Consider the following 23,558-nt stretch of genomic DNA (forward strand, 5'->3'; position numbering starts at 1 on the left):
CATCGGCTCGTTCAATCCAGTGCAAAACATACCGAGTCGGTGCCGAACACGAAACGCGAAATCTGTTTGTGGCTCAGTTGCACAGCCCTGTAGAGGTTATTTACGCGCAGGTACCGTGGATTGGATGATGGCTACGGAGGCTTCGTTTACGGTTCCATCCGACGAGTTCCCGCTGGGAACGGTGTTCGAGCAACTGCCGGATGTATCAGTCGAACTGGAGAGGATTATCCCCGCCCGAGACGTGGTGATACCCTACTTCTGGGTTCGGGGAACCGCAGTTGACGACGTCAAAGAGGCGTTCTCGGAGCATCCGGGTGTGAATAAAATCCAGTTCATTGACTCCGTCGAAGACGAGTATCTGTTGCGCGTCGAATGGGCGGTGGATTACGACGACGTGTTAACCACGTTGACGGAGACGCAGGTCGCGCTCATCGAAGCTCTCGGGACGAACGAACAGTGGACGTTCGATATTCGTGGAGACACCCGTGGGGATCTTGCTGATTTTCAATCCCGGTGTCGGGAGATGGGCATCCCGATTACGCTCACGGGGCTTCGCGCGCTCACACCGGTCGAGACGGCCACCGAGGCGGCACTGACCGATACCCAGCAAGAAGCGCTAGTGCTCGCCTACGACCTCGGCTATTTCGAATCACCTCGTGAGGTAACGATGGAAGAGATCGGCGACGAGCTCGGTATCACTGAGCAGGCCGTCGCATCCAGACTCCGGCGCGGAATCAAGCACATTCTCGGAAGTACGCTATCCGACGTATCGGCTCCCTCTCGATAGATGGCTTAAAAGCGTGTTGGGTACTAAAAAGTGAGAGTGATCCGGACAGGTCTCCGAAGATAGCGCAGTGAGTCAAGCCCCCCATCACCTTCAACACGATTCTTGAACTGTGTGGTGATGAACACCGTCGCATCATTCTTGCGGTACTCGCAGAAGAACAGCGTTCGTTGACGGTCAATGACCTCCGAAGAACGATTCTCACCTATAATCATCACACGCCAGTTACCGACGCTTCTGAAGAGGTGCTAACGGAAATTCGGGTCTCGCTATCCCACACGCACATTCCGAAGTTAGAATCGGCAGGAGTCATCGAATATGATTCGGAACGGCAACTCGTAGAACCAACAGAACAGTTCGACCAGCTACAGCCCCATCTATCTGCAATCCTCGGTACCGATCCGAATCTCGACGAACCAATTGAGTTGTGAGTTCGGGCAAGACCCTCTATTTTCGATATAGGGCTTGGAATGCGTCCGTACCGTCTGAGTGGAGATAGGGTCAACAAGCACGTCTTTGTACGATTAGTCAGGGCCGGTTAGACGAAATAATGTGAGTCGTCGTGATGGATACACCCTCTAGGCCTTGTTTGAACGCGTGATTTCACGGGTGTGAGTCCTCGATGGCGCGTTCGATGTTGCGGACCGCCGATTTCATGACAAGTTCACGGAATTGACCGAACCAGGTTCTCGACCAGAGCGTATCGCCGTATCTGCGTCGGAGTCAGAAAAACACCGATTCAGCGTTCGAACGTTGGTGATACGCCCGATCCCTGATGAGCAAATTTCTCGCCCACCCCCGTATTCCAGGGTCTCGCTGCGGAATCAGCGGTGTGATACTTTCTGCACGCAACCTCGTACGAATCTCTTCCCAGTCGTAGCCCTTATCGGCAGCGACAGTCGCCAAATCGTCGAGATTCCGCACTAGCACCTGCCAACCGACCTGTGTATCGTGCGGTTGTTTCATCGAGCAGTGTATGTCGAGAATCGCACTGGTTTCACAATCGATAAGCAGTGTCGTCTTCACCCCCTCAAACGTATAGTCCGTCCGTTTTGCGTAGTGCTGGCTGGCCTGGACGCGATCGACACCGGTTGCGTCAATCGCCTGTACATCACCGAGATCATACAGCTCGACGGACTGATCAAGGATCGCTCGCCACCGCTTCATCGGAATTGCTTGCTTTCGCGTACACACCGTCGAGAAGTGTGGAACCGTTTCAGGCGTCAATCCGAGTGATTTTGTCACTCTCGGCATCTCGCGGAGGACGTCCATCAGCTTCCGGTACGGATGGCCGAGATACTCTTTCAATCCCTGAACGGCGAGAATTACCCAGTCAGCGTAGCCTTCTTCTCCCCGACGGTAGGCCGGTGCTGGCGTTCCAACGACGGCTTTTTGGGCGAGCGATACAACCTTCTCTGTGAAGCGGGAGGTCTTCGTGTGCACAACGAACCCGTCCCGCTTCACTTCCTAGTAGATTTGGTATTTTCCCCGAGCTACTAGCACGGCGATACGAGTTTGATCGACTCTACACTGCTAACGTTTGAGCGTCTAAACAAGGCCCACCCTCTATATTCAGCAGACGGTTTTTGACAGCTATCGGAGAGATTGATCGTCTCTCCGTTACCTGCTTCATCTGTGCTGATCACGAGAGAAACTGCTCGGACTGGATTCGATAGAATCGTGGAATCCACGCCGACAGTCGCACGTGGACGTCAGAACGCTGCCGTCGCGCCCCAGGCGACCATCGAGGTCACCATGAGCACGACGAACAGGAGCGCGATGATCTGGTTTCGGTCCATGTGTACGCGCAGTCAGCCCGGCAGTAAGAATGTCACGCCCGACTCACGCCTCGAGTCGCGTCGACTCACGCTTCGTCGCCGAACCGCGCGTCGACGACGACGTGAGCGACGCCCGCGCTGTGGCTCTTGACTCGTCGCTTTTCCAGGACCTCGAGCTCCCGACCCGCTCTCTTGGCGGCCGCCTCGAGCCGTTCGATCGGGCGTTCCCACAGCCGCGACTCGGGGACTGCCTCGTGGTAGTGGACGATCCCGCCGGGCACGAGGGCCTCGAGGGCATCGGGGAGGAACTCGTGGGCCTCGTCGGTTCTGGCGGCGCGGGCGTCCTCGGTGTCGGCGTCGTCCCCCGCGTTGTCGGCACGGCCGTAGTAGCCCATCACCACCCTGTCGACCTCGAGCTCGCTCGCGACGTCCCGACAGTCGGTCATGTAGGCGTCGACTCGGTCTGCGACATCGTTGAGGACGGCGTTCTCGAGGAGATAGCGGAAGGCGGTCGGATTCAGCTCGGTCGCGGTAACGGTCGCGCCCGCACGGGCCATCGGGAGCGTGAAGTAACCGATGCCGGCGAACATGTCGAACACCCGCTCCCCGGGATCGACGACTTCGCCCATTCGGGCGCGCTCGGCCTGGTTTCCCGGCGAGAACATCACCTTCGCGGGGTCGAGCCCGTAGCGAGTCCCGTGTTCGGTGTGGACCGTCTCGGTGTCCGTCTCGCCCGCGAGCAGGCGGGTCCGGGGCTCGCGGTAGGTGCCCGCCGCCCCCTCGTTGGTGATCCCCTCGTCGGCCAGCACGCTGTCGGCCTCGCCGTGGAGCTCGAGCAGGGCCTCCGCCAGTTCGACTTCGTCAGGGCAATCGTCGGGTACCGTTACGAGGACGACCGAGCCGATGACGGCCCAGGAGCCGGGCGCGGCCTCGCACTCGGCGTCGCTCCAGCCCCGCTCGGCCAGCAGGTCCTCGAGGTCTCGACTCCGGCGTTCGGGCTCGAGCTGGCGGACGACCTCGAGGACGCGCGTTTCGGTCGGGGGCTCGGTGATCGGGAGGGCGATCCGTTCGGACCCCTTCTCACGAGTGGCATCGTCCTCCGAGGACGTCATTTCGCTCGCAGCCCGGTCCGCCTCGAGTGCGTCGCCGACTCGATCGCCGTGATCGCGAACCACACCGCTGACCTCCTGTACGCGCCGCGAGTCGTCGTAGACCCCCTCGGAGCGAAGCGATTCGATGGCCGTTTCCGTTCGCGCCCTCTCGACGACGGCCGCCAGCGGCGCGTCGGCGCGCTCGAGCGAGTCCATCGCCGCTGTCGCGTTCGGGTCGGGATCGGACTCCTCAGGCATCGTCCTCGTAGGGGTCGTAGTAGCCGTCGTCGTCCTCGTCGCCGGTGTCGGGGTCGGGATCGGGCAGGACGTGGACTCCGGCGCGACTCTTCAGGACGGGTACCGTCTGCGCGTCGGGGTCAAAGTAGTCCGGCCGGGCGACCGTCTTGGCCTGGAACGTCTCGGGGTCGAGCACCTGGACGGCGTTCTCGTCCTCGACGGTGACGACGGTCGTTTCGACGGCGTCCTCGAGGTCGCCGAGCCTGCGGGCCTCCGGCGAGTTCCCCTCCTCGTAGCTCGCCTCGTAGCGCTCGCCGGTCGTCACGCGGGTCCCCTTGAGGTTGCCTCGAGCGCTGCGGACGAGGACGGGGCCGCCGTCGTCGTCCGCGAGGTCGATGACCTCTCCCGGAACGTACGGCGGGAGTCGAACGGCGAACGTTACTCGATACACTTCGTTGCCGTCCTCGTCCTCCGTGACGAGCGTCTCGGCGTCGTTGACGGTGCCGCCGAACTCCTCGACCATCTTGTTCGAGATTTTCTTGCCGATCTTGTTGGTCGAGACCTTGATGTCGAGTCCGTCGTCGGTCTCGCTCGTCTCGGTGACGAAGGCGTTGCGATCGCCCGTCGCCTCCATGTCGGCGACGACCTGGTTTGCGATCTCCCTCGCGCGGTCGACTTCCTCGCTCGTCGGCGTTCGATCCTCCGCGCGGATCTGGACGATGCTGGCGTAGTAGTCGCCGGCGATCCGACCGCAGCGCTTGCAGGTCTGGCGGGCGATCTTCACCGGGACCATCACCTGCTCTTCGACCGGCGTGTCACGGACGACGCCCGTGAAGTAGGCGTGCATCCGGATCGTGTTCTCGCCGACCTGCTCGGGCTCGACCTGCCAGGCGACGTCCTCGACGTCGACGTGGACCGCCAGCGCCTCGCTGACCTCCTCGATGGCGATGTCGGTGTAATCCTTCGCGCCGACGTCGACCCACCGGTTGCCGCGGTGGACGGCGCCACAGCGGGCACAGACCTGCACGTCGATCCGGTCGGGCGCGTCGATGAAGTCGAAGTCGTCGAAGTAACAGCCGTCGCAGAGTTCGACCTCCGTCCCGGGTCGGAGCGGATCCGCGGCTGCGTCCGCGTCGCTCGCCGATCGGTCGGGTACCGGATCCCCACACCGGGGACAGAACGTACGCGACTCACTCATTGTCCCCGATTGGGCCGTGGCGGTGTTAAACGGCCCGCTCTCGGCTCGTCGCTCGCACAGCCGAACTCGAGCGGCAAGCGGGTCGTCCGGGCGTAGACCCGTTTCGACCGCCCGCTCACTCCGACTCCGATTCCACGGGCTCGACGCCTGCACTCCGCCGGAGCCACTCGAGCGCGACGGCACCGCCGAGGATCCCGGCACCGGTCGTGAACCCTGGTATTCCCTCGTCCTGCCCGTCGTCGTCCCCGAGGACCTCGTCGGCCGATTCGGTTTCCCCGTCGTCGGTTTCGTTGCCGTCTCCGTCGCCGGAGTCGTCGGCGTCGTCCCCGATGTCTTCCGGATCCTCGGTGTCGAACGTATCGTTTCCGTTCTCGGGTTGGGTGACGTTGTCGCCGTCGGTCTCGTTGGCGTCGATGTCGTCGAACGCCGACTCCGCTCGAATCGCGAGCAACTCGTCGGCGACGGCGTAGAGGGTGTTGTCGGCGATCGCGAGATCCCCGGGCTGCGCGTCGGTTTCGATCGACCACTCGACGGTTCCCTCTTCGAGGTCGAACGCGACGATCCCGGGACCCTGGTTCGCGCTCTCGATACCGACATACAGCTTCTCACCGTCGGCGACCGGCGGGCCGTACGTCGCCGACTCGAGACCGGGACGCCACTGCTCCTCGCCGCTCTTACGGTCGTAGCCGACGACGTCGGGCCCGGTCAGCGCGTAGACGCGGTCGTCGGTCGCGAGCGCCGAGGCGTACCCGTCGCCGATCCAGCGGAGGTCGCCGCTATCGGTCTCGTAGACGGCGATCTCGTCGAGACCGCCGGCCTGCACCGAAACGGTGTCGTCGGTCGCAACGACGACCTGTTTGCGGAATCCGCCGTCGTGGTTCGCCCACCGACGGCTGCCGTCGCTGGCCTCCAGCGCGTACAGGGTTCGACCGTCGGTCACGAAGACGGCGCCGTCGGCGACGGCGACGGCTCGTCCGTGTAGCTTTCGGCCGTTGCCCTCGGACCGCCAGCGCTCGGTCCCCTCGGCGGCGTCGATCGCGTAGAGGATACCGTCGACGACGACGAACGCGCTCCCCTCGGCGACGATCGGTTCGGGCACGTCGTCCTCGAACCCGATCGTCCACTCGATCCCCTCGAGGTCGGCGTCGAGGACCGCCAGTCGGTCGCCGCCGACGTAGATCCGCCCGTCGGCGACCGTCGGCGCGCCGTCCGCGCCGACGTCGGGGCTCGTTTCGATTCGATCCCCGTCGTCGGCGTCGAAGGCGTGGACCGCGCCGTCGTCCGTCTGATAGACGACTCCGTCGACGACCGCGACGGGACCGGTAGCGTCGCGTCTCCACTCGACGACGGCCGGATCGTCCGGTCCGCTCGCCTCGGGAGCGTACCCGGTGTTGCCCGGGTTCCCGCGGCGGGACGTCCAGCCCTGCGTGTCGGACCGGACCGCTGACCCGGCGCTCGCGCTGTCGGTGATCGCCCGATCGTCGGCAACCGCGGCGTTCACTGCGAGGGTGCCACCGATCGCGACGATACCGGTCCGTTTCAGCACCTGCCGTCTGCCGTACCCCGTCATATCACGCTCTTGGACTGATCACTCTTCCCTATCGACTTCGTAGTATCGTTCCGGCGGCCCGATCGATCGTTGCGGTTCCGGAACGACCCCCCGACCGCTCCGGCACGACCGCTAGAACTGACCGGCAGACGCGTGTCTGACGGCGCTCGAGCGACGGCGATACGGTCTGTCGGTTTCCACGCGAAACGAGGGGGTTGGGACGGCGGCCCGTGAGAGCTGTCCTCGTCCATCACTGCCCATACTTATCTCGCCGGAGTCCCTCGTTCCGGGTATGGATTGGCAGCCGGACTGGGGTCTCCGCGCGCGGATGTTCGTCACGATGTTTCTGCTGTTCGCGCTGTACATCGTCTTCGCCGGAGTACTCACCGCCTACATGCAGGGTGGCGTCGTGCTGTTCGCCCTCTTCTTCGGGGGGTTCTCGCTGGTGCAGTACTACTTCAGCGACACCCTCACGCTGAAGAGCATGGGCGCGAAGACGGTGTCGGCCGAGGAGTACCCGCAACTGCACAGCTCCGTCGAACGCCTCTCCCAGCAGGCCGACCTCCCGAAGCCGAAGGTGGCGGTCGTCGACTCGAAGGTTCCCAACGCCTTCGCGACCGGCCGCAACCAGAAGAACGCCGCCGTCGCGGTGACGACGGGACTGATGCGGACGCTCAACCAGGACGAACTCGACGGCGTCATCGCCCACGAACTCGCCCACGTCAAGAACCGGGACATGATGGTGATGACGATCGCTTCGTTCCTCTCGACGATCGCCTTCATGATCGTCCGCTGGGGAGCCTTCTTCGGGGGCGGGGGACGAAACAAAAACCAGGGCGGGATCATGGTCGCGATCCTCGTCTCGCTGGTCGTCTGGATCATCAGCTATCTGCTGATTCGCGCGCTCTCGCGGTACCGCGAGTTTTCCGCCGATCGAGGCGCCGCGGCGATCACCGGCAAGCCCTCGGCGCTCGCCTCCGCGCTGATGAAGATCTCCGGCGAGGTCGACAAGGTTCCCGACAACGACTTGCGCGAGGAGGCCGAGATGAACGCCTTCTTCATCATCCCGCTGAAGTCGGGGATCGTCGGGAAGCTGTTCAGCACCCATCCCTCGACGGAACGACGGGTCGAACAGCTTCGGGACCTCGAGCGCGAGATGGAGGGCTTCTAAGAGGACCCACCCCTCATTCCGGGTATGGGACTACTGGACGGGCTTCGCTCCATCCTCGGCACGCGCGCCGAATCCGACGCGAAACGCGACGCCGATCCGGACGACCTCTTCGGAATGAGTACCGCCTACCTCACGATGGAGGCCGACCTGGGCTACGAGTCCGCGGACGTCGGCGCCCTCTGCTTTTCGGGCGTCGACTCGAGCAGCTTTCGCGAGGCCGTCGACGAGGTCGAGGCGATCCTCGAGGCCGGTCGCGAGGACACTGGCACCGAGTTTTCGGTCTCGGAAGACGACCACGGCTACCACTGGGTCGTCCTCGAGGACACGGATCCGGAGGACCTGATCACCAGTCTCCACTTCGCCGCGGACACGTTCATCGAGCACGGCTACGGCTCGCGGCTGCTCGCGGCCGTTTTCGCCTACCGGAACGAGTCGGGTCCGGCCTACTGGATCTACTCGTTCCGCCGAGGGCGGTACTACCCGTTCGCACCTCGCCCCGGCCGGGAGCGGGATTCGAACGCCGAGTTCAAACTCGAGGCGACGCTGGACGGCGAACTCGAGATCGAGCGCGACAAGGAGTACTGGTATCCCCTGTGGCCCAGCGAGGGTGGCACCCATCCCTGGGAGTAGGTAAGGCTCCGACCCGCTCGACGGGACCCAAATCTGTTTGGGGTTAGCGATAATGCGTCCACTCCCGTAGGACTGAGTACGGCAGGACGCGAAACCAGCTGCGCCATACACCAGCTGTCCTGTCGCACCCCTTCCCTCACCCCCCTCTTCCGTTTTCGTCTCTCCCCCGTAGCGACCGCTGTCGAACCAGTTATCCGGTCGGCATCGGTACGCCCGAGCAGTGACCGACTGGAATCAGTTCAAACGGGATCCACAGCACTCGGGCGTTCGTCGCGACCTCGAGGGACCCGAGCGCGTCGAGTCGGCCTGGACGGTCGAACTCGCCGGTGCGGCGGGGTCGCCGGTTCTCGACCGCGACACCGTCTTCGTCGGGACGACGCGCGGAAACCTGTACGCCCTCGACCGCGGAACGGGCCGTCGCCGGTGGGTGTTCGAGTCGACCGACGGGATCGACGCGACTCCGATCGCCACCTACGACGGCGTCTACGCCGCGACCGACACCGGCACCGTCCACGCGCTGGATCCGGGAACCGGCGACCCCCTGTGGCGGATCGAGCTCCCGGCCGCCCTCGAGTCCGACCTCGCGTTCGCGGACGGGCGACTGTACGCCGGCCACGCCGCGGGCTTATCGGCGCTCGAGACGGCGACGGGCGAGCTCGCCTGGACCCACGAGACCGACGCCCCGACCGCCGGCTCCCCGGTGGTCGCCGCAGACCGCCCTCGAGTGTACGTCGGCACTGCCGACGAGCAGGTTCGCTGTCTCGAGGACGGGACCGACGCGGTCGAGGAGGAGTGGAGCGCGCCGACCGACGGGGTCGTCGCGGCGCCGCTCACGATCGCCGACGGCCGGGTCTACGTCGCCGACGACGACGGCACGCTGCTCGCGCTCGACACCGAGACCGGCCAGACCTGGTTCAGCTACGAGATCCGGGGCGCGTTCACGTCGTCGGCGACGGTACTCCCCGAGGAGGGGACCACCTTCGTCGGCGCCGACGACGGATACCTCCACGTCACCGACACCCGTTTCGGCCGGCGCAAGGTCCGAGGATGGCTGTTCTCGAAGAAGGGGATCGCGCTGGACGGCGAGGTCGACGCGAGTCCCGTCGTCGCCGGCGACGTCGTCTGCGTCGGCGACTCGACCGGTTCGCTCTACGGCGTCGACGCGACCGACTACGACCTGCGCTGGCACGTCGACCTCGGGGCTCCCGTCTCGAGTACGCCCGCACTCGCACCCGGAAGGCTGTACGTCGCTGCCGACGACGAACTCTCCTCGCTGGAGTGGGCGACCGACGAGCCAACCGCCTGACCCCTCTCGAGGCGCGACGGCACGACCTCCCGTCCACGCGGCCTCGGCCGCGCCTTGAGATCTAAACCTTCGTTCCTCGTCTCCAATCATCGCGGCGCCCTCCGGCACTTTCACTTTCACTCTCCTGTTAACGAGGCTTTATGGGGCGTCCGCCACAACGAGTGAGTAATGCCAGACGCAGACCTAGAATCCCTCCCTGGTGTCGGACCGGCAACCGCAGACAAACTTCACGAGGCCGGCTTCGATTCCTTCCAGAGCCTGGCCGTCGCGTCGCCCTCCGAACTCTCGAACACGGCCGACGTCGGCGAATCGACGTCGGCAGACATCGTTCGTGCGGCCCGCGACGCCGCCGACGTCGGCGGCTTCGAGACCGGCTCCACGGTGCTCGAGCGACGAAACGAGATCGGCAAGATGAGCTGGCACATCGACGAGGTCGACGACCTTCTCGGCGGCGGGATCGAGACGCAGTCGATCACCGAGGTGTACGGCGAGTTCGGTTCCGGTAAATCGCAGGTCACTCACCAGATGGCCGTCAACGTCCAGCTTCCCAAGGAGGTCGGCGGTCTCCACGGCCGCGCGATGTTCATCGACAGCGAGGACACGTTCCGTCCCGAGCGGATCGACGACATGGTTCGGGGGCTTCCGGACGACGTCATCGAGGCCACCCTCGAGGACCGCGAGATCGAGGGAACGCCGGGCGACGAGGCGACGATGGAGGAACTCGTCAACGACATCCTCGACAAGATCCACGTCGCGAAGGCGTTCAACTCCAACCACCAGATGCTGCTGGCGGAGAAGGCCAAGGAGCTCGCCGGCGAGCACGAGGAAGGGGAGTACCCCGTTCGACTGCTCGCGGTCGACTCGCTGACCGCGCACTTCCGCGCCGAGTACGTCGGTCGGGGCGAACTCGCCGAGCGCCAACAGAAGCTCAACAAGCACCTCCACGACATCGACAAGGTCGGCAACCTCTACAACACCGCCATCATCGTCACCAATCAGGTCGCCTCGAACCCCGACTCGTTCTTCGGCGACCCGACCCAGCCGATCGGCGGGAACATCCTCGGCCACAAGTCGACGTTCCGGATCTACCTCCGCAAGTCCAAGGGCAACAAGCGGATCGTCCGACTGGTCGACGCACCGAACCTCGCCGACGGCGAGGCCGTCATGCGCGTCGAGGACGGCGGACTGAAGCCCGAATAACGCGCCTCGACGACCGCCATTCTCGTGTCTCGTTTTCGCGCTCGTTCGCTCGTCCAGCGATAGCCGTACCCGGCTCGAGCGCTACGCGTCGCTCTCGATTCTCGCTACCGACGGCACACCGGTTTCCGGTTCAGGCGACGACAGAAAGGGGACGGATCGGGCTCAGCTACTCCTCGGTCGAGGTCTTCTCCTTGTCGAGCTCGCCCCGGTAGATCTCCGCGCCGTCTTGGGCGACCTTCTCGGCAAGCACCGCACACTTGACTCGCATCGGCGAGATATCGACGCCGAGCATGTCGATGACGTCGTCACGGTCCATCTCGAGGAGTTCGTCGATGGACTTTCCCTGGAGCTTCCCCGAGAGCATGCTCGCGGAGGCCTGACTAATCGCACAGCCGTCCCCGGAGAAGGCGACGAACTCGATCGTCTCGTCGTCGTCCTCGAGTCTGACGTCCATTCGGATCTCGTCGCCACACATCGGGTTCTCGCCGATGTGGGTAAAGGTCGGATCCTCGAGCTCTCCGTAGTTGCGGGGGTTCTTGTAGTGGTCGAGGATCTGCTGTCGGTACATATCGGAGCCGAGTCCCATCGTTGAAAACGCGTACGGCTGTCCGCTGTAAAAGGGTTCCGGGGCTCGAGAGCCGTCGCTACGGAACTCGGCGTCGACGAAAACCGGTTCGGATACCGGATCGCCTCCGGCTCCGTCAGGTTGCAGACGGTCGTCGGTCAGTACTCCGTCGATCCCCGGTCGACCGGCGGGTTCAGGTAGCAGGCGTCGGCGATAACGCCGATGCCGACGACTGCCGCGGGCGCGAGGGCGTACACCACCGGGATACCCAGTGCGCCCGCGGCGACCAGCGCAACCGCAAACGCGATCGGGATGAGCCCGAGCGCGAGATCGTACCGGTTCGCCGCGGCGAGAACGTCGACCAGGGTGTCGAACGGATCCCGTTCGGGACGTCCAGTCGTACTCTCGTGCATTGATTCTCACCTCGGCGGCTACCCGTATGTGATCGAATCTAAAGAACTTTTCTCGGGTTTCCCGTTGTTCGGACAGCTGGACGGACTACGTATCGCCCGACGCCTCGGCCTCGAAGCGCTCGAGGTACTCGCGGACGAACGTCGCTCGGTCCGCGGCGAGCTCCCGGCCGGCGTCGGTGTACATCCGTTCGGGAAGCTCGAGGATCTTCTTGTAGAAGTGGTTGTACTGGCTCCGTCCGTCCGTCGTCTCGTCCGCGGCGGGCGGAACGTCGGGATCGTACAGCGGACTCCCGATCACCGAGCCGTGGGCGAACGCGCGGGCGATGCCGACCGCGCCGAGGGCGTCGAGGTTGTCCGCGTCGCAGACGATCTCGGCCTCGAGGGTCTCGGGTTCGATCTCGTTCGAGTAGCGGTGGGCGCGGACGCAGTGTCGAACGCGCTCGATCGTCTCTTCGCTCGCCCCGACGTCGGCGAGGATCCGGCTGCCCTCTCGAGCGCCCCACGTCGCGTGGTCGTCGATCTCGCCGCGGTCCTCCCGCTCGCGGCCGATGTCGTGGAGCGCGACCGCCAGCTGGACGATCCGCTCGTCGACGGGCGCCGTCTGTTCCGCGACGAGAGTGTCGGCCAGCGCCGCGACCCGCCGGACGTGGTGCCAGTCGTGAGCTGGCGGCGCGTCCTCGAAGTACGGGCTGGCGCGGTCGCGGACGGTCTCGAGCATACCGTCGCGTTTCGGCGACCGGCTGATAAGGACTCCGCACTCACCCCGGTGCGCGGAATGCCTTCCGCCGGAACTGCAGGACGATCGGCTCGACGGCGTCGGGCCGGCCCGTCCACACAACTGTCACCTCGGTCAGCCGGTACGACGGTCCCACCGGGACTTTCTCCGCCGACAACCGGGCTCGCCAGCCGTCTCCCTCGACCTCGCTCTCCCCGATTCGTTCGCCGCCAAGTCCCTCGAGGTAGCCGGCCGCCTGCTCGAGCGTGAGCCCGCGAAACCGTCGCACGAGTCGAAGCTCGCCGTCCTCGATCGAGCGTTCGATCGGCGGAATCGCCTCAAGCGCCGCTTGCTGTTTTCGCATCCTCGACGTGAGCGTGGTGCTTGTCACTGTAAGAGCCTCACCGTACTACTCGGTCGGCAGCGAGCATAACCGCTTGTCCCGATCGAACGGAGTGTCCGCGACGCGTTACGGTGTTTCGAGGTGAGGCCCGCAACTCGCCGCCTACGTCCGTCGTGGTCTGCCAGGTTCACTATCGGGGATCTCACGGGTTCGATCGTGGAGTCGAACTACGACGTTTTGGGCCGGGGATTCTCGAGGGGGTAGTCGACGTCGTCGGGATACGCGCTCTCGTCGGTCGGCTGGAGCTCGAGGGCGATACAGAACCGGTCGAGCCCGACCTCCAGACTGGCGAATAACAGGAGTTCGACGACCTCCTGCTCGGTGAACGCCTCGCCCAGTTCCGCGAAGAAGTCGTCGGAGAACCTGTGCGGATCGGTCGAGAGCCCCTCGGCGAGCGAGACGGCGAGGTACTCCCGCCGAGAGAGTTCGTCCTCGTCGACGTCGCCGAAGACGGCATCTTCCTTCGGCGCGACCGCCTCGCGCACCTCGAGGGTGCGGACCGTCGCGCAGTAGGCACACTGGTGGGTTTCGGCGACCTTGATCCGCATCAGCTCCAGCAGCGCCGTGTCGACGTTCGCTCCCCGACCGAACGACTCGAACGCCGCCACGATATGCTCGAACAGCTCCGGGCAGTGGGCCATCGCGCCGAAGAACGCGCTGTCGCCGTACCAGCCGGTTTCGGCCTCCTCGAGCAGCTCTCGGATTCGCTCATCGTCTACGTCCTCGGGGTCGCGTGGCTCCGGTCGCGGTAACATAGCTCGCCGTTTACCACGTGTGATGTTATATCTTGCCGTGATCGGATTCGGACCGCAGCCCCCGTCGCAACCGACAAAGGATAAGACGGTAGCGCCGATTTCGTCTACCTATGACGCCCTCGCCGTCCGACGGTTCGACCGACGACGACGCGCTCGCACCGGCGGAGATCACGGACCGCCTCGACGGACTGGAAGCCGGCGATACTGTGCGGGTAAACAGCCGCGAGTTCCCCTACGAGGTGGTCGAGACGGACGCCTACTCCGTCGTCGCGGTGGATCCGAACGGCCACCGGGTGACTATCTCCCAGAACCTCCAGTCCGGCGGCTGGACGATCAACGAGCCCGTTTTCGACGTCGAGCCGCTCGAGGAGTAGTCACTCCCGCTCGAGGAAGAGCCGAAACTCCAGTTCGTTCTTGTCGTCGCCGACGACGTCGGTGTACTCCTTCTGAAACGGCCTCGAGAGATCGCTTTCATCGGTCACGGACGGCTCGCAGAGCCGATCCGCCAGCCGCTGGACGGCGTTGGCGCGCTCACCCGGCGACCGGAGGACGATCCCGTCGTACTCCTCGAGCGGAACTCCCTCGAGTCGGTCGAGGATCCCCTCGAGTTCCGCCGGCTCGTCGACGGCGACGCTCGCGAACCGCTTCGAGTCGTGAGTCAGCGCCCGCACGCCGTCGGTACCCCCCATCCTTTGGGTCGCGCGTTCCACAGCGGCAGTTCGGATCCGTTCGGCACGGTCGACTGCGTTGGTCCGCCACGCACGCTCTGGTTCGTCGGGTTCGACTCGCACCGCGTAGGCGTCGCCGTCGAACTCGAACAGTCCGTACGCGACGGCCAGCGCGAGCAGTCGCTGGGACGGGGTGCCGGCGAGCTCCCGCTTCGCCCTGGCAGCCGTAAACGGCTCCGACCCGTACCGTTCGACGGCCGCGGCGTAGAGCTCGAGGCAGTCCTCGAGCCGGGGGAGTTCGGTTTCGCTCATCTCAGTGCCCCATCGAGTGGCCGACGGCCCAGGGGTAGCCCTCGGTGCTCCGGATCAGCCCGTCGGGGCCGTGATCGTGGTCGTGATCGTGACCCGATTCCTCGCCTCGCGGGGCCATCGGGACGTTGTCGTCGATGCGGACGATCATGCTCGCGGCCTCCCCCGCGCTGGCGATCGCCTGGCGCTTGACGTACAGCGGCTCGAGCACGCCCGCTTCGGCCGCGTCGACGACGGCTCCGGTCTCGAGGTCCAGTCCGGCGGTGCCGTCGCCGCCGTGGTGGGCGTTCCGCAGCGCTAGCAGGGCGTCGGTCGACCCGACTCCGCTGGTTTCGGCCAGCGTCCGTGGGATCGTCTCGAGGGCGTCGGCGAACGCCTCGACGGCGAGCTGTTCCGTTCCGTCGCGTCCGGCTGCGAACGACCGCAGCTCGCGAGCGAGCGCTACCTCGGTCGCGCCTCCACCGGGGACGATCGCCTCGTCCTCGATCGCGAGCTTCAGCGCGTAGAAGCAGGTGTCGAGCATCCGCTTGGTCTCGTCGGCGACGTGCTGAGTTCCGCCCCGGAACACGACCGACACCTGCTCGAGCTCCTCGAGTCCCGAGACGACCGTCACGTCAGTTGGTCCGACCGACCGTCGTTCGACGGTCGCGGCGGTTCCGGTCGTCGCTCGCGTCAGGGCCTCAACCGGGACGGGCTTGCCGCCAGTCGCGCGGGCCAGTCTATGGAGTTCGTCCCGCTGCGTCCGTTCGATCGGGAGGATCCCCTGCTGGGCGAGCAGGTAGCGAACGGGGTCGTCGATCGACTGCTGGCAGAAGACGACGTCGGCACCGACCTCCGCGATCGCGTCCGCGTAGTCCTCGTAAACCTCCCGCTCGTACTCCCTGAGCGCCTCGTACTGCTCGACCGTCTCGAGGTCGACGCTCCCGACCCCTCGGGCCGTGTCGATCGACAGCTCCTCGTCGACGAGCGCGACCGTCGCGTCCCGGTAGCGGTTCGGGAGCGTCGCGTCGGGCGAGACGACGTCGGTCGAGGACTCCCGCATGTCGATAACGAGGCCCTCGATCACCGCCGAGTCGTAGAACGACCCCCCCGGGATCGTCTTCCTGGTGAGGCGCTCGAACGCGACGCGGTCGTCGCGCTCGATCGCCCGCACGGCCTCGACGGCCCGGTCGGCGAGAAAGTCGGTTCCCGACTCGTCCCACTTCCCGGTCACGACCGTTCTCGCGATCTCCCGCAGTCGCTCGTCGTCCGCGAGGTCGATCGGGACGGTCAGCTCCGCGAGGCGCTCGACCGCCTGCGAGACGGCGAGGTGGTACCCCTCCGTGATCTTCGCCGGCGGGACCCCGGTCTCGAGCAGCGACTCGGCCTCGCCGAGCAACTCGCCCGCGAGCAACACTGCACTCGTCGTCCCGTCGCCGACGGCGGCGTCCTGTCCCTCGGCAACCTCCAGGACGAGGTTGGCGACCGGGTGAGAGAGCTTCATCCGCGAAAGGATGCTCGCGCCGTCGTTCGTGATCGCCACCTTCCCGTCGTCGGTGATCAGCATCTTGTCCAGCCCGTTCGGTCCGAGCGTCGTTCGGACGGTCTCCGCGAGGCGCTTCCCGGCCTCGAAGTTCCTCGCTCGACTCGGGACGTCGTCGGTGTCACCCACCTCGAGTCGATCGTGTACCGTGTTACTCCCCGACATATCGTATCCGCTCGTGGATACCGAACGGACCGTGATAAAGGGACTCGCACCCGTTCCGGATCGCCGCAATCGCGACGCCGAAGTTCGGTTTCGTCGGTAGGTCCGGAACTATCAGCGACGCTGAATCAGCTATAACTGCGACCGAGCTAATAGTGAACGTGAACCATGCCGGAAACCGTCTTCGAGGTCGATACGGAATCGCCGCCCGACGAACAGCCGGATCCGATCGTCAACCGCTGGCATCCCGACGTGCCGCCGGTGTCGTCGATCGAACCCGGCGAGAAGGTACGGATCGAGTGTCTCGACTGGACCGGGGGACAGGTGAACAACGACGACAGCGCGAACGACATCCGCGACATGGAGCTGGATCCGAACCACCACCTGAGCGGCCCCTTCGAGGTCAAGGGAGCCGAACCGGGCGACATGCTCGTCGTCGACATTCTCGACCTCGGCGCCTTCCCCGACCACGAGTGGGGGTTCAACGCGATCTTCGACCAGGAGAACGGCGGCGGCTTTCTGACCGACCACTTCCCGGAGGCTCGCAAGAGCATCTGGGAACTCGACGGCGTCATGGCCAGCACGCGCCACATCGAGGACGTCCGATTCCCGGGCTGTGCCCACCCCGGCATCCTCGGGACGGCGCCGTCCCACGAACTGCTCGAGGAGTGGAACGAGCGCGAACGCGCGCTCGTCGAGCGCGGGACCGACGCCCCCACCGCGGTCAACCACGAGACGGGCGAGGCCGAGCCGCCGCTCGCCCTCCCGCCCGAGCCCAACGACGTCCTGCTGGGCGACATGGACGAGGATCGGGTCGACGACGCGGCAGAGGAGGCCGCGCGCACGATCCCGCCCCGCGAGAACGCGGGCAACTGTGACATCAAGAACCTCGGCCGCGGCTCGCGAGTGTATCTCCCCGTGTTCGTCGAGGGCGCGAACTTCATCACCGGCGACCTGCACTTCTCGCAGGGCGACGGCGAGATCACCTTCTGCGGCGCGATCGAGTTCCCCGGCTGGATCGACCTGCGGGTCGACGTTATCAAAGACGGAATGGAGAAGATGGGCACCGACTACGCCATGTTCAAACCCGGCTACATGGATCCGGACTTCTCGAACTACGTCGTCTTCGAGGGCTACTCGGTCGACGAGGACGGTACCCAGCACTACAAGAACGCCAATATCGGAATGCGCCGGGCCTGCCTCGACGCGATCGACTACATGACGAACTTCGGCTACTCCGCCGAGCAGGCGTACATGCTGTTGAGCACGGCCCCCGTCGAGAGCCGGATCGCGGGGATCGTCGACCTCCCCAACACCTGCGTCACGGTGTCGGTTCCACAGGAAATCTTCGAGTTCGACATCGACCCCGATCGGCTGGCAGACGGCGGCCCCGACGAGAGCCGCGGCGACGTTGCGAAGACGTCGTAGCCGCGCCGTCCTCGTCGGCTCGATCGAGCCCGACGGAGAGCGGCCTTTCCGGTAGTCGCGCGCTCGAGTCCTCGGAACTCGTTCGGCAGCGATCAGCGAAGCGTCCCCCACTTAAATAGAGGACACGTGCAGCCGAAGAACCGTGACCGTCCCGAGAGACGTTCCGAACGGCCGGGAGCGATCGACGCACCTTCCGTGACACCGGACCCAGTGGTGAGTCGATCACCTCGGCTCCGACGACTATCGTCGTCGTGTTACCAGAGTTGCGGGTCGGGCCCTCTGCCCCACTCGCTTTCCGAACAGCGGTCGCGAAAGTACTGGACCGGCGTCTGTTCGATCAGAGACCTCTCCGAACCCGAGTTACAGTGCGATCGAGCGCGGCTTCGAAGCTGAACAAGTTCCTCCCGAGACTCTCACCGAGCCGAGGGTTCGGGCTACTCTGGTAGGGCGGTACAGTTCGTCGAGTCGTGACGCGACGTTCACCCGAAAGAGCGTAACGTACTCCGCACTGTCGTCACGAACGACTGCAATGGAAGAGACGAGAGGGTGGGGACACCCACGAACGCTGGACCGAGACGGGTCGATACTCCACTACTGGGATGTCGGTCCAAAGGAGGCGCCGGTGGTCGTTTTGACACACGGCGCCAGCATGGACCACCGAATGTTCGACGCCCAGCTCGAACCCCTCCTCGAGGCGGGGTATCGGGTAGTCAGCTGGGACGTTCGAGGACACGGCCTGTCGAAACCGCTCGGTAGGGAGTTCAGCCTCCAGATAGTCGTCGAAGACCTGGTTGCGATTCTCGACCGGTGTGCGGTGGACCGCTGCGTTCCGGTGGGACAGTCGTTCGGCGGCTACGTCTCACAGGAACTCCTGTTTCGGTACCCGGAGCGCGTGACCGCACTCGGCGTTATCGGGGCGACCGACATCACGACGGTCCCGCCGACGCTCGAGCACCTCGCGCTCAAACTCTCGCCGTACCTGTTCCGGATCTGGCCGAACGGACACCTCCGGAAGACGATCGCCGACCGGACCGCGGAGACCGAGTCCGCCAAGCGGTACGCGTACAACGCGACGAGCCAGCTCTCCGGGTCCGAGTTCGTCACCGTCTGGAAAGCCGTTGCCAACACGCTTCACGCCGAACCGGGGTACGTGATCGATCGCCCGTTCTTGCTCACTCACGGGGAGTTCGACCGAACCGGAACGATCAGACGCGATGCGCCCTCGTGGGCAGCAAAAGAGCCGAACTGCCACTATGCGGTGATTTCGAACGCAGGTCACAACGCCAACCAGGACAACCCGGACGAGTTCAACGAGGTGCTGCTGGAATTTCTGCGGCGACAGCTCGACTGATCACGTGACAGCTGTCGTTGCCTTCGCTCGTTCACGTTGCTCACTCCCGAAGCGGTCGTCGGGCGCGGCGATCCTACGCGAACAGCTGTCGCGCGTCGTCGAGGGCCGCGACCAGCTCGTCGACCTCCTCGCGGGTGTTGTAGACGTAGAACGAGGCTCGAGTCGACGCCGGAACGCCCAGCTTGTCGTGAAGCGGCTGGGTACAGTGGTCGCCGGCCCGAACCGCGATCGTGTGGTCGTTCATGATCGAGGTCAGGTCGTGGGCGTGGACGCCCTCGAGGTTGAAACTGACGAGGCCACCCCGGTCCTCGCCGGGTTCGGGGCCGTAGATCTCGACGTCGCCCTCGTCCTCGAGTTGCTCGTAGGCGTAGCGCGCGAGTTCCTGCTCGTGATCCCGGATGCGTTCCATCCCGATCTCCTCGAGCCAGTCGACGGCGGCGTGGAGGCCGACTGCCTCGGCGATCGGCGGCGTTCCGGGCTCGAACTTCCAGGGCAGGTCGCCCCAGGTGGATTCCTCGAAGGTGACCTTCCGGATCATTCCGCCGCCGTAGAGGTAGGGTTCCATCCCCTCGAGCAGCTCCTGCTTGCCGTAGAGGACGCCGATTCCGGTTGGTCCGGCCATCTTGTGGCCCGAGAAGGCGTAGAAGTCGGCGTCGATCTCCTTCACGTCGACGGGGTGGTTCGGGACCGCCTGGGCGCCGTCGATAAAGGAGAGGGCGTCGTGTTCGTGAGCGAGGTCGGTCAGTTCGCCGACGGGGTTGATCGTCCCGAGCGTGTTCGAGATGTGGACCGCCGAAACGATCTCGGTGTCGTCGGTGATCAGCTCGCGAGCGTGGTCCATGTCGAGGCGGCCGTCCTCGTCGACGCGGATGTACTCGACGCTGGCGCCCGTTCGCTTGGCGATCTGCTGCCAGGTCACCAGCGAGGCGTGGTGTTCCATCTCGGTGAGGACGACCTCGTCGCCGGGGCCGAGTTCGTTCAATCCCCACGAGTAGGCGAGCAGATTCTCGCTCTCGGTCGTGTTCTTCGTGAAGATAATCTCCTCGCGGCCGTCGGCGCCGATGAACTCGGCGACGCGGTCGTGGGCGACCTCGTAGGCCTCGGAGGCTTCTTGGCTCAGGTGGTGGATCCCGCGGTGGACGTTCGCGTTGGACTCGCGGTAGTAGTCGCTCATCGCGTCGACGACCGGATCCGGCGTCTGGGTCGTCGCCGCGTTGTCGAGGTAGACGACCTGCTGGCCGTCGAACTCTCGCTGGAGGATGGGGAACTCGTCGCGGATGGCCTCGACGTCGATTGCGAGGTTCTGGGAACTCATTGGGTAGAGAGTAGGCTCCCAGACAAAACACTCCTTCGGTCCCAGCGAACGGTGCGGCCGCTCACCGGGGAGTTTCTGGAAAGGGAAGGGTGGGTGGGTGGTGTGTCACGACAGGGGGTGTCGAACGACTCTGGTGTGATGGGTGGTGGTAGGGCCCTGTCGTACTACACCGTAGCCCCGCTGTGTAAATACCGTTGACTCCAACACAGTTTGGTATCATTCGAACCCGGCCTTACATCAATCGAAGCTCGTCCGTATCTCGACGCCGGCGAGCGCTCCTACATCCACAACAGCTGGGCGTGTTTGGTGTCGCCGACCTCGAGGACGTTCGCCTCGTCGACGAACCCCTCCTCGATCGCGAGCTCGACGGCCCGGGTGCCGACGATGTTGGCGACGGTCGCCCGTGCGAGACTGTCGACGACCGTCGCCTCGTCGGCGGTCTCGCCCCCGTAGAACTTCTCGGTGACCTCGAGGGTGACGCCGTCGCCCTCGAAGCGCTCGCCGAGGACGTCGTCGTCACAGACGGCGACGAGCAGCCCCTCCGGTGTTTCGCGTTCGTTGACGATCATCCCTCACTCGAGTTGCCACTCGTCGTCGGATTCGGGCTCGGGGACGCGTCCCGGATCCGTGATCTCGACGTCCTCGCGGTTCGGCGGACGGCCGCCACCCGCCTGCTGCCCCGCCATCTCCTCGCGTTCTTCCATCACGCGCTGTTCGGCTCGCTCGCGCATCTCGTTTGCCTCCTCGGCGATCTCCTCGGCCTCGTCGTACTCGCCGAGCTCCTCGAGAATTTCGGCCTTCTCCTCTAACACCTGGGAGTTTCGCATCCCCAGCCGGATCGCGTTGTCGACGCAGTGAAGCGCCTCCTCGGCCAGCCCGCGCTCCGAGAGGAAGAAGGCGCGGTTGAACCAGCCTTCGGCGAACCGTTCGTCGATCTCGACGGCGCGTTCGGCGTGTTCGAGCGCCTGGGCGGTCTCGCCGAACTCCCAGAGGGCGTAGGCGAGGTTCGTTTCGGCGGTGGCGGCGTGTTCGCTCTCGGAGTCGATCTGTAGCGCCTCTCGGTAGGCGCCGATTGCCTCGTCGTACTCCTCGAGTTCGGCGTGGGCGACGCCCTTGTTCGTCCAGGCCTCCTGGGCGAGCAGGTCGTCCTCCGCGAAGCTCGCGGTCCGATCGAACGCCTCGGTGGCCTGCTCGAACCGGTTGATCTGCATGTAGTTGAGCCCGACGTCGAGCAACTCGTTAGCGTCGACCTCCTCGTTGTCGATGTTGTGTCGGTCGAGCGTGTCGGTGACGACCCGGGAGTCGACGGGGTCGACCTTCGCGGGGTCGACGCCCAGCTCCGGCGGATCCAGATCGAACTCGTCGTAGTCGCCTCCGAACCCCTCGCCTTCGGAGAACGGATGGTCGGAGTCGCCCTCTCGATCAGTCATTAGTGGAAAATGGTCGCCACGACTGTTAAGGGCTGCGACCTACTGATATCCCCGTTCCGTACTCACGGCGTTGGCAGCGGAACGAACACCACGAAAGCCCCTTTCAGTCCACCCGTGCCGGCCGATCGGTCGAGCCCCGTGGTCGGACTGGAACTCCTCACCGTAAGCTCCCCGAGAGCACCTTCGCCGCGACGAGGACGGGATCCCACGTCGTGTTGAACGGCGGCGCGTACGCCAGGTCGTAGTTCTCGAGCTCCTCGACGGCGGCAGCCTCGTGGAGGGCCGCGACGACCGCGTGACTGCGGTGGACCGCCCCCTCGCCGTACTCGCTGACGAGGCTCGCCCCGAGGACCCGTCCGGTGTCGCGGTCGGCCGTCAGCGTGACGGTGACGGTGCCGTCCTGGGGGTAGTAGCCCGCCCTCGAGTTCGCGTCGATCGTCTCGCTGACGGGGTCGAAGCCGGCTTCGCGGGCCGCCTCGTGATCGAGGATTCCCGTCCGGGCGGCCTCGACGTCGAAGGCTTTGATCGCCGCCGTTCCCGCGATAGCGCCGCCCGTCGTCGGCTGCCCCGCAACGGTCTGGCCGACCGCGCGGCCGTGGCGGTTCGCGGTCAGCGCCAGCGGGACGTACGCCGGCTCGCCGGTGACGGTGTGGATCGCCTCCGCGCAGTCGCCGGCGGCGTAGACGTCGTCGGCGCTGGTCTCCCGATACGGGTCGGTCGCGATCGCGCCCGTCTCGCCGAGTTCGATCCCCGCCTCCTCGGCGAGATCGGTACGGGGTCGGACGCCGGTTCCGAGCAGCGCCATCTCGACGTCGATCCGCTCGTCCGCAGCGACGACTGCCTCGACCGAACCGTCGCCCTCGAGCGCCTCGACCTCGCTGCCGAGGTAGACGCGGACGTCCTGCTCGCGGAGGTGGTCCGCGACGGCCTCGCTGGTCGCCTCGCCGAACGTCGGCAGCAGGCGCTCGCCGCGCTGGAAGAGGTTGACCTCGAAGCCGTTGGCGGCCAGCGCCTCGGCCATCTCGATCCCGACGTACCCCCCGCCGACGACCGCGACGGGACCCGTACACTCCTCGAGGTACTGACAGGCTGGCCCCCGGTCGGGCTGCTGGAACGTCTCCGCCTCGCGCGCTCTGGCGACGTACTCCCGGAGCTCCTTCCCGTCGCTCATCGAGCCCAGCGTGTAGACGCCCTCGAGGTCGGTGCCGTCGACCGGGGGCTCGGTCGCCTCGGCTCCGGTCGCGATCAGCAGGGCGTCGTACGACTGCGTGACGGAGCCGTCCTCGCTCTCGGCGGTCACCGTCTTCTCGTCGGGATCGATCGCGACGACCTCGTGGCCCGTCCGCAGGTCGATGTCCCGCTCCTTGCGGAACTCCTCGGGGGTCACGGAGACCAGCTCCTCGAGCGACTGGATCTCACCCTTGACGTAGTAGGGCAGGCCGCAGGCGCCGTAGGAGACCCACTCGCCCTTCTCGAAGACGACGACCTCGAGCTCGGGGTCGTCTCGTTTTGCCTTGCTCGCGGCTGACATCCCGGCGGCGTCGCCGCCGACGACGACGAAGGTGTCTGACATAGCCG

The 23,558-nt window shown here is 65.4% G+C and carries 22 protein-coding genes and 1 pseudogene; 8 read left to right on the plus strand and 15 right to left on the minus strand.

Translation table 11 applies throughout. The annotated features are described in order from the left end of the window. Nucleotides 1–127 precede the first annotated feature (127 nt). Complete coding sequence (locus QA609_RS14140) at nt 128–787, plus strand: helix-turn-helix domain-containing protein (RefSeq protein ID WP_278303263.1); 660 nt, start codon at nt 128–130, stop codon at nt 785–787. 600 nt (nt 788–1,387) lie between these two features. On the opposite strand, the pseudogene QA609_RS14150 reads toward QA609_RS14140, so the two are convergent. From QA609_RS14150 to QA609_RS14165, 4 genes and pseudogenes are all read right to left on the minus strand, one after another. Then, a pseudogene (locus tag QA609_RS14150) lies at nt 1,388–2,227 on the minus strand (IS5 family transposase). Between the two features lie 421 nt (nt 2,228–2,648). Next, nucleotides 2,649–3,911, minus strand: a complete 1,263-nt coding sequence (locus QA609_RS14155) for a class I SAM-dependent methyltransferase family protein (protein WP_278303264.1) — start codon at nt 3,909–3,911, stop codon at nt 2,649–2,651. Further along, nucleotides 3,904–5,088, minus strand: a complete 1,185-nt coding sequence (locus tag QA609_RS14160; protein ID WP_278303265.1) for a 60S ribosomal export protein NMD3 — start codon at nt 5,086–5,088, stop codon at nt 3,904–3,906. The genes QA609_RS14155 and QA609_RS14160 overlap by 8 nt, the downstream gene beginning before the upstream one ends. 115 nt (nt 5,089–5,203) lie before the next feature. Then, a complete protein-coding gene (locus QA609_RS14165) occupies nt 5,204–6,658 on the minus strand; it encodes a PQQ-binding-like beta-propeller repeat protein (protein WP_278303266.1) in 1,455 nt (484 codons plus the stop codon). 271 nt (nt 6,659–6,929) lie between these two features. On the opposite strand from QA609_RS14165, the gene htpX reads away from it, so the two are divergent. The 4 genes from htpX (at nt 6,930) to radA (ending at nt 10,944) form a co-directional block, all read left to right on the plus strand. Continuing rightward, the gene (gene htpX, locus QA609_RS14170) at nt 6,930–7,808 is read left to right on the plus strand and encodes a zinc metalloprotease HtpX (protein WP_278303267.1); all 879 of its coding nucleotides are present in this window, start codon (nt 6,930–6,932) and stop codon (nt 7,806–7,808) included. Between the two features lie 24 nt (nt 7,809–7,832). Further along, nucleotides 7,833–8,438: a hypothetical protein gene (locus tag QA609_RS14175; protein WP_278303268.1), complete on the plus strand. Its 606-nt coding sequence runs from the start codon at nt 7,833–7,835 to the stop codon at nt 8,436–8,438. A 220-nt stretch (nt 8,439–8,658) separates the two neighbouring features. Continuing rightward, entirely contained in the window at nt 8,659–9,744 is a 1,086-nt protein-coding gene (locus tag QA609_RS14180) for a PQQ-binding-like beta-propeller repeat protein (RefSeq protein WP_278303269.1), read from the plus strand. 168 nt (nt 9,745–9,912) lie between these two features. Next, complete coding sequence (gene radA / locus QA609_RS14185; protein WP_278303270.1) at nt 9,913–10,944, plus strand: DNA repair and recombination protein RadA; 1,032 nt, start codon at nt 9,913–9,915, stop codon at nt 10,942–10,944. Between the two features lie 166 nt (nt 10,945–11,110). Here the strand turns inward: radA and sufU are convergent, their stop codons facing one another. The 5 genes from sufU to QA609_RS14210 all read right to left on the minus strand — a co-directional run bounded on the left by sufU (nt 11,111) and on the right by QA609_RS14210 (nt 13,795). Beyond that, the gene (gene sufU, locus QA609_RS14190) at nt 11,111–11,530 is read right to left on the minus strand and encodes a Fe-S cluster assembly sulfur transfer protein SufU (protein ID WP_278303271.1); all 420 of its coding nucleotides are present in this window, start codon (nt 11,528–11,530) and stop codon (nt 11,111–11,113) included. A 137-nt stretch (nt 11,531–11,667) separates the two neighbouring features. Further along, the gene (locus QA609_RS14195; protein ID WP_278303272.1) at nt 11,668–11,922 is read right to left on the minus strand and encodes a hypothetical protein; all 255 of its coding nucleotides are present in this window, start codon (nt 11,920–11,922) and stop codon (nt 11,668–11,670) included. An 85-nt stretch (nt 11,923–12,007) separates the two neighbouring features. Further along, nucleotides 12,008–12,640 (minus strand): HD domain-containing protein, encoded by a 633-nt coding sequence (locus QA609_RS14200; RefSeq protein WP_278303273.1) that lies wholly within the window; start codon nt 12,638–12,640, stop codon nt 12,008–12,010. A 40-nt stretch (nt 12,641–12,680) separates the two neighbouring features. After that, nucleotides 12,681–13,001 (minus strand): hypothetical protein, encoded by a 321-nt coding sequence (locus QA609_RS14205; RefSeq protein WP_278303274.1) that lies wholly within the window; start codon nt 12,999–13,001, stop codon nt 12,681–12,683. 206 nt (nt 13,002–13,207) lie between these two features. Continuing rightward, nucleotides 13,208–13,795 (minus strand): carboxymuconolactone decarboxylase family protein, encoded by a 588-nt coding sequence (locus QA609_RS14210; RefSeq protein WP_278303275.1) that lies wholly within the window; start codon nt 13,793–13,795, stop codon nt 13,208–13,210. Nucleotides 13,796–13,905: 110 nt separating this feature from the next. Between QA609_RS14210 and QA609_RS14215 the strand changes: the two genes are divergently transcribed. Then, the gene (locus QA609_RS14215; protein WP_278303276.1) at nt 13,906–14,169 is read left to right on the plus strand and encodes a transcriptional regulator; all 264 of its coding nucleotides are present in this window, start codon (nt 13,906–13,908) and stop codon (nt 14,167–14,169) included. Here QA609_RS14215 and QA609_RS14220 read toward each other — a convergent pair whose 3' ends face one another. Together QA609_RS14220 and thsA are read right to left on the minus strand one after the other, a co-directional pair. After that, the gene (locus tag QA609_RS14220) at nt 14,170–14,775 is read right to left on the minus strand and encodes a hypothetical protein (RefSeq protein WP_278303277.1); all 606 of its coding nucleotides are present in this window, start codon (nt 14,773–14,775) and stop codon (nt 14,170–14,172) included. Nucleotide 14,776: 1 nt separating this feature from the next. Continuing rightward, complete coding sequence (gene thsA / locus QA609_RS14225) at nt 14,777–16,459, minus strand: thermosome subunit alpha (protein ID WP_278303278.1); 1,683 nt, start codon at nt 16,457–16,459, stop codon at nt 14,777–14,779. Between the two features lie 165 nt (nt 16,460–16,624). Between thsA and fmdA the strand changes: the two genes are divergently transcribed. After that, complete coding sequence (gene fmdA, locus QA609_RS14230) at nt 16,625–17,884, plus strand: formamidase (protein WP_278303279.1); 1,260 nt, start codon at nt 16,625–16,627, stop codon at nt 17,882–17,884. A 529-nt stretch (nt 17,885–18,413) separates the two neighbouring features. Continuing rightward, the gene (locus QA609_RS14235; RefSeq protein ID WP_278303280.1) at nt 18,414–19,235 is read left to right on the plus strand and encodes an alpha/beta hydrolase; all 822 of its coding nucleotides are present in this window, start codon (nt 18,414–18,416) and stop codon (nt 19,233–19,235) included. A 73-nt stretch (nt 19,236–19,308) separates the two neighbouring features. On the opposite strand, the gene QA609_RS14240 is transcribed toward QA609_RS14235, so the two are convergent. The 4 genes from QA609_RS14240 to QA609_RS14255 form a co-directional block, all read right to left on the minus strand. Continuing rightward, on the minus strand, nt 19,309–20,550 hold the full coding sequence (locus QA609_RS14240; RefSeq protein ID WP_278303281.1) for a cysteine desulfurase: 1,242 nt from the start codon (nt 20,548–20,550) through the stop codon (nt 19,309–19,311). Nucleotides 20,551–20,828: 278 nt separating this feature from the next. After that, nucleotides 20,829–21,119 carry a DUF424 family protein gene (locus tag QA609_RS14245; protein WP_278303283.1) on the minus strand — a complete coding sequence of 97 codons (291 nt, stop codon included), beginning with the start codon at nt 21,117–21,119 and terminating at the stop codon, nt 20,829–20,831. A gap of 3 nt (nt 21,120–21,122) precedes the next feature. Then, nucleotides 21,123–21,980 (minus strand): tetratricopeptide repeat protein, encoded by an 858-nt coding sequence (locus tag QA609_RS14250; protein WP_278303284.1) that lies wholly within the window; start codon nt 21,978–21,980, stop codon nt 21,123–21,125. 157 nt (nt 21,981–22,137) lie between these two features. Continuing rightward, a complete protein-coding gene (locus QA609_RS14255; protein WP_278303285.1) occupies nt 22,138–23,553 on the minus strand; it encodes an FAD-dependent oxidoreductase in 1,416 nt (471 codons plus the stop codon). Nucleotides 23,554–23,558 lie beyond the last annotated feature (5 nt).

It is taken from the genome of Natronococcus sp. A-GB7 (assembly GCF_029688865.1).
Lineage (GTDB): Archaea > Halobacteriota > Halobacteria > Halobacteriales > Natrialbaceae > Natronococcus.